This window comes from Bacillus sp. CH_48 (genome assembly GCF_038008465.1).
Classification (GTDB): domain Bacteria; phylum Bacillota; class Bacilli; order Bacillales; family Bacillaceae_G; genus Bacillus_A; species Bacillus_A thuringiensis_S.
In genome coordinates, this window is the sequence record NZ_JBBOZF010000001.1 from 1,141,419 (window position 1) to 1,154,806 (window position 13,388).

Consider the following 13,388-nt stretch of genomic DNA (forward strand, 5'->3'; position numbering starts at 1 on the left):
TGCAGTTTTTCTATGGCTAAATTTACAGCTGATGAAAAAATACAAATCGTTCTACGTTATTTGAACGGAAATGAAAGTTATCGAGAAATGGGTAGATCGCTCGGTATAAGTGACACAATCATTTTGAATTGGGTAAACCAATATAAACAGAATGGTCTGGAAGCTTTTCTAAAACGATGTACAAATTACACACAACAATTTAAACTAGACGTACTAAACTTTATGATTGAAAACGGTATGTCCTTATTTGAGACGGCAGCTATCTTTAATATTCCTGCCCCTTCAACGATTTCTGTTTGGAAAAAACAGCTCGAAACACAAGGAATTGATGCCCTTCAATCTAAGAAAAAGGGGCGTCCATCCATGAAAAAAGATTCAAATAAACAATTAAAACAACCTTTAGCTGAAGGGTCAGTCGAAGCACTTGAAGCACGCATTAAACAGCTTGAGATGGAAAATGAGTACTTAAAAAAGTTAAATGCCTTAGTTCAAAACAAGGAAAAATCACAAAACAAGACAAAGCGCAAGTAGTCTATGAATTAAGGCATAAATATTCGGTGAAGGCACTCGTGGAGCTAGCTACTATTCCTCGAAGCACGTATTATGATTTAGTAAAGAAAATGAATCGTCCAGATGTAGATGCCGATTTGAAAGCTGAGATTAAAGCGATTTATGAGGAAAATGAAGGTCGTTATGGTTACCGTCGCATTCGTGATGAATTAACGAATCGTGGCCAGAAAGTGAACCACAAGAAGGTTCAGCGCATTATGAAAGAGCTTGGGTTAAAGTGTGTTGTGCGTATGAAGAAATATAAATCCTATAAAGGAAAAGTCGGTAGAATTGCACCTAATATTTTAGAGCGTAATTTTCATACAGATGCACCGAATCAAAAGTGGGTAACAGACATCACAGAGTTTAAATTGTTTGGAGAAAAACTGTATGTATCACCTGTATTAGATTTGTATAATGGTGAAATTATTACCTATACAATTGGTTCTAGACCGACGTATTCGCTTATTTCAGACATGTTAGAGAAAGCATTGGAACGTTTACCTGAAACGCACCAGCTACTGATGCATTCGAATCAAGGATGGCATTATCAAATGAGACAATACGTCCGTACTCTTGAATCAAGAGCTATCGTCCAGAGTATGTCTCGAAAAGGCAACTGTTACGACAACGCAGTAATAGAAAATTTCTTTGGGATTATGAAGTCGGAGTTCCTCTACATAAAAGAATTTGAAAATGTAGAGCACTTTAAAATAGAATTAGAAAAATATATAGATTATTATAATACGAAACGGATTAAGGCAAAATTAAAAATGAGCCCGGTACAATACCGGACTCACTTTTATCAAGCTGCCTAATGAAATAACCGTGTCTAACTTTTAGGGGTCACTTCATTACTTGTGCTCTTTTTCATATGCTTCAAACAGCATGTCTCGAAATAGTGTATTTAAAACCTCAATATCGATTCCTGATCCCTTTTCAATTCCTTTTACATATTGCCCATAGTAATGAATTTGTTCTTCTAAAAATTGATTTAGCACCTTAATTTTCAATCCAACATCTAATTCAGTACCTGCTTTTTTCTTTATTAACAACTTTTCAATTTCATCTAATACACTACGTTCTAATGGTAATTCTGTAATCAATCGATCAAACTCTACAGGAGGTAAAGTTGCTTTCTCTTCTAGCCACTTACAAGCTAAAATGGGACGTAATACGTAAAAGTACTTTTTCAGCTTTACATTCTCACCTTGCAAAAATTCACGATAATTTTTCGACGCCATATGTAAATAGTGATATATCGTTGCTTTTGGATCAAAATTCTTATCACTCATCTGTTGAAGTAGTTCTGGAAAATTAGAGTTTTTCGAATAAAAAATTGGTGATCGAATCCACTCAAGTAAAGCTGGATTCGACTTCGCGAATAGTTGCAATGCCTTTTTAATATCCCAACCACTTATATCTAAATCATCGCTAATTGGATATTCAATTACATCTCGTTTATCATGAATTGATAAATACCATTCTACTGGATGTATATAAATAAACCTAACATCATAATCGCTATCTTTCGATGGAAACCCCCAAGCACGACTCCCTGATTCCACCGCAAATAAAATTTTCACATCATTCTCTTTTTCAATTCTTTCTAACTCCAACTCGATTTTCTCTCTCATTTCATAACAACTCCATTTTTTGATTATTTCCTTGGAAATTCGACAATACACTATTAATTTTACTACATACTAAAAAAACTGTCAGAAATTACTGACAGCCTAATGAAACGTCTATTGTTGCTTTTCAATTACAGTAGCAGCAATTCGTTCAAACTCTTTTTGAATCTCCTCTTTATATGCATCTACTATTGAAAAATCCATAGCAGCAATATAAATTCGTTCTAATTTATCACGAACCGATTTTGCTTTCGCTAAGAAAGACATCGCCTCATTCATTTTTGCTTTATACTGAATGGAGACATCACGAATTTCCTTCGCATATTTCTCATCCGTCCCTGGCGTAACAATAAGGGCATACATATCAATAATTTCATCACCCTCGCGACTTGGAAAATATTCATGTGGTGCGGTGCTATCAAAAATTGCAAATCCTAATTCTCTTACGATAACCATATCAAGACTATTCGGGTCAAATCCGCAATGATATACTTCAACTTCAAACCCTTTTTCTTCAGCTGCCTTAGCTAACTTTTTGAGCATCGTTGATTTTCCAGAGCCTGGGCGCCCTTTTATAAAATAACGATGTGGTAACCCTTCTGTTAAATTAGGAACAAAATCAACTGCTCCTTTCGGTGTAGCAGCTCCTAAAAAACGATGTTTTACAAGCGATTGTCTCCCGCTTTTATCTGCAAATAATTTCTGGATTAGCTGATCGGTTAGTTCATTTGCTTTATTAAAATCTATATTATCAATATATATCTTCTCCCACTCATCATGTATAACCAATGCCTCTTTAAAATGTGCGTAAGCAGACTGAAAAGCTTTGCTTGCTTCTGAAACAAATCTTTCAATTTCTAACTTCTGCTTTCTTAGTTTATTTGAGTCCCAAGCAATTCCTAAATTTATATATTCTTCAACAACGCCTGGCATTTTTGGCTCAATAACATGCGGCGATGTCCCATCAACAATTCCTACTTTTAATTTTGGGATAATTACACCATCAACCGATTTATTGTCAGAAGAACAATGTAAAAATTCAATATCATATCCTTTTTCAACCCATTCCCGACCTATTGCCTTTATTAAAGAAGATTTTCCCGTTCCTGGGCCACCCTTTAAGATAAATAATCTGTCTAATCCTTTTAAATTCTCTTCGTATAAATTGTGAAATCCCCTAGCTGTATTACCACCAGCATAATAATTCAATACATTTCCTGTCACTGCACTCACTCCTTCGCAGCATTCTATTTACATAAGCTACAATATGCGAGCAGCTTTATTTGGGTGAATACCTATTTTGTATTGCACGAAAAAAGGAAATGAATTACAATTTAACCATCGGAAAATTCCGATTTCAAAATTAAATACTTCTTTATCAAGAGAGGCAGAGGGACCGGCCCTTTGAAGCCCAGCAACCTCAGTTTATACAAACTGAATAGGTGCTAATTCCTGCAAAATGCATTGCATTTTGGAAGATAAAACTCAACTAGCATGTAAAGCTCATCTTTCTTGATACTGAAGGATGAGCTTTTTATTATTTGAAAAATATATATTGGAGGTATGTAAAATGAAAGTAATTGATCTATCGCAAACATTTGAAAATAATATGTCTCAATTTCCTGGAACACCTAAAATACAACTAGAAGCTGTTACAAGTGTTGAAGAATCAGGCTATCAAGTTACAGATTTTCATTCTGTCGTTCACGTTGGCACACATTGTGATGCCCCTGCGCATTTTATTTCAGGCGCAACGACCATCGATCAATTACCGCTGGATCAATTTGTAGGCGAAGCTGTTCTTATAGATGTAACACATATTCAAGAGCGAAAATTACCTAAGGCAGTATTGCATAATACTGACATAAAAGAAGGTGATATTGTTATTTTTCATTCTAATCTATCCACTAAATGGAATACAGAAGCTTATGAGAAAGAAGCATTTTACCTTTCTGAAGAATTAGCTAAAGAACTAGTGCGATTAAAGGTAAAATCTATCGGTTTAGATTTCATTTCTCCTGATGAAGTCACAACAGAAACATCACCGATTCATCACATATTACTAGGGAATAATATTTATTTAATTGAAAACTTAACAAATCTAGATGCTATCGAAACAAAACGTTTCTTTTTCTCAGCCGCACCTTTAAAAATTAAAAATAGTGACGGTGCTTTCGCAAGAGCATTTGCTGTTATATTTTAAACACAACCTATAAAGCGAACCTTTAATCAGTGGGGGGTTTGTTCATCCCACACCTAACTTCTTTGCTTCCGCTGAATTTTGAGGTGGGGGTCTTACTGCCCGGCAAATAGCGGGATTAAAAAAAGCAAAGGCCACTACTGGTCTTTGCTTCTATATTTTCTATTTAAATTAAGAAAGAATTGTTCCACACGGGGACGCACCCAAGCTAAACAATCTATCTCTTTCTTCTTTGTGCAAGCTATCTCTTCTCCATCTACCATTTCAACAAGTTCTAGTTCTAACAGTTGCCTCGTGAATGCTAACATATTCACTTCTTCAGATGGATACTCTTCTTTTAATTTCTCCTCAATTTCTCCCAATAAAAAACCGTCACGCATCATTGCCAATGCATCAATCCAAAGTGGCGGCATTTCATATTTTTCTCCTGTAATTGTATCTTTTACAATATAATTCTTTTGCTCTTTTCGAAATTGAATCGTGTGTAAACATACAGTCGAATTTAATGTTAATTCCATCATACCACCTCTTTCATAATATCTGCATAGAAAAAAGGATGCGCGTGCACCCCTTCTTATCTTTTCATAACACTACTGAACCGTTACATGAGCAATCAATCTCATGTCGATATTTTCCTCCATTATAAACGAAGTATTTTATAAAAAAAACCCTTCTTGAAACATTTTATAAAATGTTTATATTTACACAACAAGAACACTTTTCTGAAAAATCTTTTCTCCCAATACATTAAACGGTCGGCAGAAAAATTTCGACTTTCGTTCCTACTCCTAGACTACTTTGGATCGTGATACTCCCTTGATGTTCCTTAATAATTTTATATGTAATCATTAATCCAAGTCCTGTACCATTCTCCTTTGTTGTGTAAAACGCCTTTCCGATTTTTTCCAACTTTTCATTCTCTATACCAAATCCTTGGTCTTCAACAGAAATACACAAATGTCCTTGCGTTTTTTGATATGCACGGATATGAATTTCTCCACCCTCTGGCATTGATTCTATTCCATTTTTAATGATATTTAATAACACTTGTTTTAATTGCTTATCATCACCGTTTATAGCCGGTAAATTCCCATCTACTTGTAAATGACATTTAACTCTATATTGCGTTGCATAACTTTCCATTAGATGCACAACATATAGAAGGATGTCTCGTATATTACACCTTTCATAATTTGTTGGCTTTGGTTTTCCTAACAACATCAATTCACTAACAAATCCATTAACCCTTTCAATTTCTTGTAACATAATGTCGTAGCTCATCGTATCAGCTGGATTTCTTTCTTTTTGCATTTGCGTAAACCCTTTTAACGCTGTTAACGGATTTCGAATTTCATGGGCAATTGTTGTAGACATAGTTCCAATCACAGCTAAATTTTCCGTCTCTTTCATATTGTTCATCATTTCAACCACTGTTCTTACATAAGATTGAAATCGTTTTAATAAAGAATGTGAAATAATGAAATAGAATACACATAAAACAAGTGGAATTACCACTTTTAAATCTTGTAATAGCAATGTGAAAAATACGTACTTTCCAATTACACTAAAGGAAACTAAATAAAAGTATTTTCTATTCACGAAAACTGGGGCAAATAAAATTAATAACATTTCTACCATACTACCATGTTCAAAAGGTCTATCCGTTCGCAAATAAATCATTAAATTATTAACAAGATTGATAAACATGTACCCAAATAAAAATAAATATTTTACAGAATATACATACCCTCTTTTTTGAAGGTATATAGAAATAGGAAATATTGCTATTACAAATATAGGCACACCTATCCCAAGACTACCTTCTGGCCAACCTACCGCTGTTCCACTAATATTCATAGCAGGATACACAAAATAATATATAGCGTCATATAAAAAGAATATAATATAGAATAATAATATAAATACCTTTAAGGCTCTTCTTTCTTCATAAATCAAGCTCTTGTATTTGTTCATATAAAAACTCCCCTTGATCGATACAAAAAACTTTCATTGTTATCTCCTTAAAGTATAAGTATGAAATTGCTTTCAGGGCAATATTTAACCTTATAATACTAAAAGGAAGGAGATCTCTCCTTCCTTTTGGTAACAAATTACACCCATCTTACCCTGTCATGTAACAATCCATCAGTAAAATTATTATGCCCCATTACAAAATCCTTCATATATAAATTTAAATACTCACCGTACTTACTTTCTGTATTTAATAACAACTCCTCGACGTAATAAGCACCTTGTTCAAATCGATCTAAAAGTAAACTGGACAAGCCCGCATAAATCCCGCACCCTACCTGAAAATACGTTGCATTCGTTTTATATTTACGAAAAACTTGGCTACTATTCATCACATTATACATATATGTCTCACTATTTTCATAAACGAGTAACACACCGACCAAGTCCTCTCCAGCAACCTCTTCTTCCGCTGGATTAAACACTTTACGATTCCAGTTCCATAAATCTTCTACTTGGTCTAAATTCTGTCTAATTATATTTGTTGTATACTCATTAATTCGGTAAAGAAAACCAACTTCCATATTAAAGTTTTTCCCTAAAATTAATACTTCCTCATGTGGCATTAAACAACCATAGAATTCTTTTTCTCCCAACTTCACTTTATACTCTGAAGCATATACATCTTCATAAAAGTAAAGAGGGCGATGTTGACTCATATACATCGGATAACTCCAGATTGCTTCATCTAAAAATCGCTCTACTGCCCATGAAGCATAAAGTGTATGTGGCTTTATAAGCGCTGTATCATTCAAAAACGACGTGTCATGTTCTACAATATAACATGCTCTTGGCCTTTCATTTGGTCGTTCCTTCATAAGTTCAACAACCATCCATTGAACAACACCTGGATTCATACCTGAACCTATAATCGCTTTTGTATTTGTAAATTTCTCTTTCTCCTTCTCAAACCTTGTATATCTTTCCGTAAGCTGAAAGCCGATTAAGCTATCGTCCTGATCTACGGCCTCATTTTCCAAGGCTGAATTAATATAACAAATTCCTAGTTCATTACAGCAGCTTAATACTCTAATTGTATCTGCTCCTGAAACATCAATCACAACACTCGTTCTTTTTTCTTTTAAATGTTGTTTAAATTCCACTACATTTTGAAGGTTTATTTCATATAAATATAAGCGACCTTTCAAATTCGAAAACAACTCATCATAATAAGTCCTATCTTTTTGTTTTATATCCACCAAATGAAATTTGGCATTCTTTAATACTTCATAAATTGGATCTTTTTCATTTGCTATCGCTTGATTTAAAATTGCTAAAACTGCTTTTGCTGCTCCACCAGCACTACCAAGCAATGTAATTGATAACGAATTCGGAAACTGCTCCACAAACAAAACCCCTTTAATAAATTAGTTGAGCAGCTCCTCCTCAAAAAATAAATTGAATACATAAAAAGATAGCTCGTACATATTTCTTTATAAAGTAGTGCAAAATTATTTTTAAAAAGATCACACTATAATATATTTATATTCAATTCATTTTTCCCCTCATATCCAAATTAAACTAAATAAATAGGCTCGACCTTTTCTTCTGCATATAAAAGAAAAAGCCAGCCCTTCCAACTAATCTACGGACAATGGACGGATTTTACATGTTGAATATTCACATACATTTTTGCATCACGTGCTTTTGATATTTCAATATGACCTTCATCAATTTTCGCCATTTTTCCAATTTTATTGGACTCCTCACCTAAATCGAACACCATAATTTTCCCTGTCATTTTAATAAGCTGTTCTTCAAACGTTCTAGCTAACGTAATATTTAACGGATTTACGGGGAGTTCATTTTTATTGAGGGCATACGGTACTTGGTTTTCTTTATACGGAATTAACCATTTTAAATGCTTTAAAGATATATATACCGTTTTATAAACCGGACTATAAAAAACAATATAATCGTTCATCACACTTGTAACATAACCATGTATTGGAGCATTTCCTGCTACATAAACTTCTGTAAAAATACCTTTAGAAGTACTTAATACTTTTCTCAAAGAAATTGAAGGGGATTCCCTCTTAATTACAGAATCAACATCTGGTTTTGATATTTCTTCGTCATATGGTCTTAAAAATTTATAGTATTGTACATGATATAAAGATATATATACGTAATCTTGTCCATTGTAAAGAACAACGATATCATTTCCTACATCAATTAATACACCTTTAAATCTTTTTTCACCGATTAATTTAACATATATATTTTCTCCAATACTTTTATTCAACTCATTCATCTATATCCTCCTTCCTATGAATATCAGCTTTCCTATCTTCCGTTTCAAAAAAAATAATCAGGGCAATGTTTTGTCTTAATAGTAAGTAATTCCTTTTCATACTATCGAAATAAGAAATTGTTCTTCTCTTTCCCTCATAATGCCCCTCTTATTTATTAAACATTATTCATCTTCATTCTTTTTACATTTCACTACTTGACTCACACTCTTAATATGATAATTAATGATATAAATGACTTCATCGCAGTTTACTAGTGTAATACATTCTTCATGCACTTCACTTAATAATCCTTCCACACATTCTGGACCGCCACGATTAATCTTTACCCACTTATACTTCAAGTCACGTAATACATCGACAAAAGTATCATCATCAGAGTAGAAACATGAAACATAGGAATCGCCACATTTACTTTCTTTCACTTTCTTAGCTAGACTCTTCACATGTTTCAATTGGTAATATACTAATTCACCAAGAGGAAGTTGTAATGTAAGGTAATCTCTCCCTAACGATACAAGTACCCCCACTCGACTCTCTGGTCCACGAAGATTTACTTTTACAGTCTCACCGACTAAGCATTTAATTTGCTCACAGCATAATATACTTTCCAAATTTGTATCCTCCTTTCTTATTATCTTCCTCTACTTGACTGTCTTTGTGCGCGAGCTCGACCTGAATTATCGCTACTACTTTCCTTACTATTACTATCTTCGCTCTCATCGCTCTCTCCGCATGCTAATGCATTATAGTTAACACTTTTAATATGCTTTATTGCAATTAATATAACTTCTTCTTTTACAATTAATGTAACGAAGTCACAAGAAACATCTTGTAAAATGCCTTCCACTTTCTCTGGACCACCGCGATTAATTTTCACCCAGCAATATTTGAAGCTTAGAAGTAGTGCTTCAAAGTCGTCTGCACATTCGCAATCTTCCCAATCACAATCACTTGATCCACAGTCTTTTGCATTTTTCGTAATACTTTTCAGATGGCTAAGTTGATAGTAATAAAGCTCACCTTTTTCATTCTTCAATACGAAGTAGTCCGGACATACTGATATTATTGTTCCTTTTTGAGATTCTGGACCACCCCTGTTTACTCTCACAAAAGATCCAATTAAGTCTTTCAGAAAATCACAATGAAATAAACTCACGAGAAAACCCCTTCCATTAATTTATAAGCTTTTGCACTGATAGTATATGTATCTGTACAGGTTACGTTCTCTATGTTTGTCCTAGCTAGAAAAAAATATGCTTTTAACATGGTAGACTACTACCTATCAAAAATATAAGAAATTCTGCGTGCCCATTAGGATTTTGATACATTTAAACAAAAATCCCGTATGAAGATACATTTCTGCATATCTTCATACGGGATTTCCCAAAGTTTAGTCTTCGTCTTTAACATCCATATCTTCTGGAATTGGTTCATTTAATATTTCTTCCACTAACTGCTTATATTTCTCCATTTGTTCTAAATGTGTATTGAATTGTTCTTTATTTACTAAATATTGCTCTCCATCGAATAGCGCACGAATTTTCTTTTGCTGAATTAACTCTTCAATATACGATTTCGGTAAATTCAAATACTCCGCAGTCTCTTCTACTGTTATATACAATGCGTTCATTCCTTTATTATTTTTTCATCTATACTGTATCTTACTTTACTTTATTTTTGTAAACAAATAAAAAAGATTTTGTAAATGCAGTTCAAAAAGCAGGTAGATGCATTCCATATATTGTATAGTATTATATAGTAAGAATTTTTTAAATATAGAATGGTATTACCCATTTACACAAAGGAGAGTTAACATATGGCTACTCGTCACATCATTACAATGTTAGAAAAAACACTACAAGTTGAAACAGAAAACACAATTTCTCATTTGAATGTATCTTTATCTGATCGTTTTCTTTCTCAAAGCACAGCAATACATGAAAACAATTGTTATCATACAATTGGTGAATGGTACAAAAATCATTTCTTATTCCAACAAGATGATTTCCTTTGGGCTAAATATGCTTTCTATGACGCATATTGTGAAGCCATCAAAAAACAAGGCCATCTTACAAAACGCGTCCGTCAAATATTAGAATCATTGGCTCGAAAACATGGAAAACAATATATTGCTTCTATACTAAATATGCCATTTCCTAATGAACGCGCTAAAGGGACAGCGTAATTTAGCCATGTTCTGCGTAAGCAAAACATAGCTAAATTGTTTTCTAGGATGCTTTACCAATAAAATGTTCATATCATATGAACTGATGAAACCGGTGTCATTATAATGATTGAAAATATAGTAAACAGGAAAACCCCCACGTACATCTCTCATCCATTTGAATAGAGAAGTATGTGGGGGGGTATACTTGTTCCTTATTATTTCATCATCTGTTTAATCAGTTCTCGATTTCTCTTCTTAAATACTTCATTATGAGAAGAAACCATTCCGTACTCACTTGCATCTGGTTGGATAAATTGCTTTGCTTTATTCACAGCATTTCCAGCATCTTGGAATGCACCTGCAATTAAGTGTAGTTTCCCTTCGTGCTTTAAAATATCTCCAGCAGCATATAATCCATCTACTGAAGACTCACTATTTGCATTACCTGCAATATAATAATTATCTATAATCGCAACGTCTAACTCACTATTTTCTAATAATGTAATGTCACGTTCATATCCATGATTAATAATAACTTCATCAATAGGTAAATGAGAAACCTCACCTGTTTCATGATTTGTCAATTCTACATATTCGATCGCTTCATGATTATCACCAGCAATGAGTTTTGTAATCGATGTATTAAAGAAACACTCCGCCGAGCTGTTCAGCAGTTGTTTTACTTGTGCTTCATGACCAGATAATTCTTCTTTTCTATATGTTACATACACTTTTTTCGCAATTGGTTCTAATTCATTTGCCCAATCAACCGCAGAATTTCCTCCGCCGGAAATAATGACCGTCTTACCTTTGAAACGCTTTAAAGATTTCACTGTATAATTTAAATTAGATACTTCAAATCGCTCAGCACCTTCAATTGATAACTTTTGAGGTTTCAATATACCACTTCCAGTTGCGACGATAACTGTTTTTGAAAAATGTTCTTCGCCATTGCTTGCTTTTAACGTAAAAGTGCCATCTTCGTTACGAATAATCGATTCTACTTTTGTATTTAATACCACTTCTGGCTTAAATGTTAGCCCTTGCTGTACAAGTTGTTCAATTAATTTATCACCTGTAACTGGCAGCAGCCCTCCTACATCCCAAATCATCTTCTCTGGATAAACATGTATTTTTCCACCTAACTGTGGTTGAAATTCTATTATTTTCGTTTTCATCTCTCTGAGTCCACTATAAAAAGCTGAATAAAGCCCTGCAGGTCCTCCGCCTATCACAGTTACATCAAACAATTCTTCTTGATTCATTCGTGTCACTCCTCAGCTACTAGTCATTGATTATCATTCTCAATAAAATATAACCTGTTTCCGCAAAATTTACAATCAAAATTACTATTGACAATACACCTATATAAAATTATATTATTTAAAGAATCAATAGTGATAATCATTATCAATTTGTTAATAATTAGCAAATTGAGATTACATCTTCTTTCATTAATATGGTTAATACTATATTATAAAATCTCATATTCAAGATTTTTAATAAATTATTTTGCATTACCACTACTCTTTCAAAAAGATTACAGTTAAACAAATTATTGTATACACATATCATCTATGTTAAAGGAGAAAGACGATGAAAAAGTTATTTATTTCACTAACAGTTCTTTTCGTTCTTGTTATGAGTGCTTGTAGCAATGGCTCTACAGACAAAAAGAACGATGCAAAAGGTAGTAAATCAGAAACAATTACATACCAATCTGAAAATGGTAAAGTAGAAGTTCCTGCAAATCCAAAACGCGTTGTTGTATTATCATCATTCGCTGGTAACGTAATGTCATTAGATGTAAATCTTGTTGGGGTAGATTCATGGTCTAAACAAAACCCACGTTTTGATAGCAAACTTAAAGATGTTGCTGAAGTATCAGATGAAAATGTTGAAAAAATCGCTGAACTAAATCCAGATTTAATCATCGGTTTATCAAATATTAAAAATGTCGATAAGTTAAAGAAAATCGCTCCTACTGTAACATACACTTACGGAAAAGTTGATTACTTAACACAGCATTTAGAAATTGGTAAGTTATTAAACAAAGAAAAAGAAGCAAAAACTTGGGTTGATGACTTCAAGAAACGTGCACAAGAAGCTGGTAAAGAAATTAAAGCAAAAATCGGTGAAGATGCAACAGTTTCTGTTGTAGAAAACTTCAACAAACAGCTTTATGTATACGGCGAGAACTGGGGCCGCGGAACAGAAATCCTGTACCAAGAAATGAAATTAAAAATGCCTGAAAAAGTAAAAGAAAAAGCATTAAAAGAAGGTTACTACGCATTATCTACTGAGGTATTACCGGAATTTGCTGGTGATTACTTAATCGTAAGTAAAAATAAAGAGACTGATAACTCATTCCAAGAGACAGAATCATATAAAAACATCCCAGCAGTAAAAAATAATCGCGTATATGAAGCAAACATGATGGAATTCTATTTCAATGATCCACTTACATTAGATTTCCAACTAGACTTCTTCAAGAAGAACTTTCTTGGTAAATAATACAAACATGAGGAATTCTTAATTTAAGAATTCCTCTT

General features: G+C 33.4%; 14 protein-coding genes and 1 riboswitch. Of the genes, 4 read left to right on the forward strand and 10 right to left on the reverse strand.

Annotated elements, in window-relative coordinates:
• The first annotated feature begins 12 nt into the window (after positions 1 to 12).
• Positions 13 to 1,367, forward strand: a protein-coding gene (locus tag N2V92_RS05490; protein ID WP_340864145.1) for an IS3 family transposase whose coding sequence is annotated in 2 segments (ribosomal slippage) — positions 13 to 466 and positions 466 to 1,367 — 1,356 coding nt in all. Because the reading frame shifts where the segments join, the coding sequence is not laid out codon by codon here.
• Between the two features lie 36 nt (positions 1,368 to 1,403).
• On the opposite strand, the gene N2V92_RS05495 is transcribed toward N2V92_RS05490, so the two are convergent.
• Together N2V92_RS05495 and N2V92_RS05500 are read right to left on the reverse strand one after the other, a co-directional pair.
• Entirely contained in the window at positions 1,404 to 2,186 is a 783-nt protein-coding gene (locus N2V92_RS05495) for a nucleotidyltransferase domain-containing protein (protein ID WP_016078579.1), read from the reverse strand.
• A gap of 111 nt (positions 2,187 to 2,297) precedes the next feature.
• Positions 2,298 to 3,407: a PRK06851 family protein gene (locus N2V92_RS05500; protein ID WP_000147472.1), complete on the reverse strand. Its 1,110-nt coding sequence runs from the start codon at positions 3,405 to 3,407 to the stop codon at positions 2,298 to 2,300.
• A 148-nt stretch (positions 3,408 to 3,555) separates the two neighbouring features.
• A riboswitch (SAM riboswitch) is annotated at positions 3,556 to 3,668 on the forward strand.
• An 85-nt stretch (positions 3,669 to 3,753) separates the two neighbouring features.
• Between N2V92_RS05500 and N2V92_RS05505 the strand changes: the two genes are divergently transcribed.
• On the forward strand, positions 3,754 to 4,386 hold the full coding sequence (locus tag N2V92_RS05505; RefSeq protein WP_000862979.1) for a cyclase family protein: 633 nt from the start codon (positions 3,754 to 3,756) through the stop codon (positions 4,384 to 4,386).
• Positions 4,387 to 4,520: 134 nt separating this feature from the next.
• Here the strand turns inward: N2V92_RS05505 and N2V92_RS05510 are convergent, their stop codons facing one another.
• From N2V92_RS05510 to N2V92_RS05540, 7 genes are all read right to left on the reverse strand, one after another.
• Positions 4,521 to 4,901 (reverse strand): hypothetical protein, encoded by a 381-nt coding sequence (locus N2V92_RS05510; RefSeq protein ID WP_000424116.1) that lies wholly within the window; start codon positions 4,899 to 4,901, stop codon positions 4,521 to 4,523.
• A 229-nt stretch (positions 4,902 to 5,130) separates the two neighbouring features.
• Complete coding sequence (locus N2V92_RS05515; RefSeq protein WP_001046099.1) at positions 5,131 to 6,357, reverse strand: ATP-binding protein; 1,227 nt, start codon at positions 6,355 to 6,357, stop codon at positions 5,131 to 5,133.
• A 137-nt stretch (positions 6,358 to 6,494) separates the two neighbouring features.
• A complete protein-coding gene (locus N2V92_RS05520; protein ID WP_000434727.1) occupies positions 6,495 to 7,760 on the reverse strand; it encodes a hypothetical protein in 1,266 nt (421 codons plus the stop codon).
• A 239-nt stretch (positions 7,761 to 7,999) separates the two neighbouring features.
• A complete protein-coding gene (locus N2V92_RS05525; protein WP_001004281.1) occupies positions 8,000 to 8,668 on the reverse strand; it encodes a hypothetical protein in 669 nt (222 codons plus the stop codon).
• Positions 8,669 to 8,830: 162 nt separating this feature from the next.
• Positions 8,831 to 9,280: a hypothetical protein gene (locus N2V92_RS05530; protein WP_000443834.1), complete on the reverse strand. Its 450-nt coding sequence runs from the start codon at positions 9,278 to 9,280 to the stop codon at positions 8,831 to 8,833.
• Between the two features lie 20 nt (positions 9,281 to 9,300).
• Positions 9,301 to 9,825, reverse strand: a complete 525-nt coding sequence (locus N2V92_RS05535; protein ID WP_000051518.1) for a hypothetical protein — start codon at positions 9,823 to 9,825, stop codon at positions 9,301 to 9,303.
• 234 nt (positions 9,826 to 10,059) lie between these two features.
• Entirely contained in the window at positions 10,060 to 10,299 is a 240-nt protein-coding gene (locus tag N2V92_RS05540) for a helix-turn-helix domain-containing protein (protein ID WP_001998970.1), read from the reverse strand.
• A 186-nt stretch (positions 10,300 to 10,485) separates the two neighbouring features.
• Between N2V92_RS05540 and N2V92_RS05545 the strand changes: the two genes are divergently transcribed.
• A complete protein-coding gene (locus tag N2V92_RS05545; protein ID WP_000235474.1) occupies positions 10,486 to 10,854 on the forward strand; it encodes a hypothetical protein in 369 nt (122 codons plus the stop codon).
• Positions 10,855 to 11,051: 197 nt separating this feature from the next.
• On the opposite strand, the gene N2V92_RS05550 is transcribed toward N2V92_RS05545, so the two are convergent.
• On the reverse strand, positions 11,052 to 12,101 hold the full coding sequence (locus N2V92_RS05550; protein ID WP_001070938.1) for an NAD(P)/FAD-dependent oxidoreductase: 1,050 nt from the start codon (positions 12,099 to 12,101) through the stop codon (positions 11,052 to 11,054).
• Positions 12,102 to 12,432: 331 nt separating this feature from the next.
• On the opposite strand from N2V92_RS05550, the gene N2V92_RS05555 reads away from it, so the two are divergent.
• Positions 12,433 to 13,350, forward strand: coding sequence for an iron-hydroxamate ABC transporter substrate-binding protein (locus N2V92_RS05555; RefSeq protein WP_000732570.1), 918 nt, complete (start codon positions 12,433 to 12,435; stop codon positions 13,348 to 13,350).
• Positions 13,351 to 13,388 lie beyond the last annotated feature (38 nt).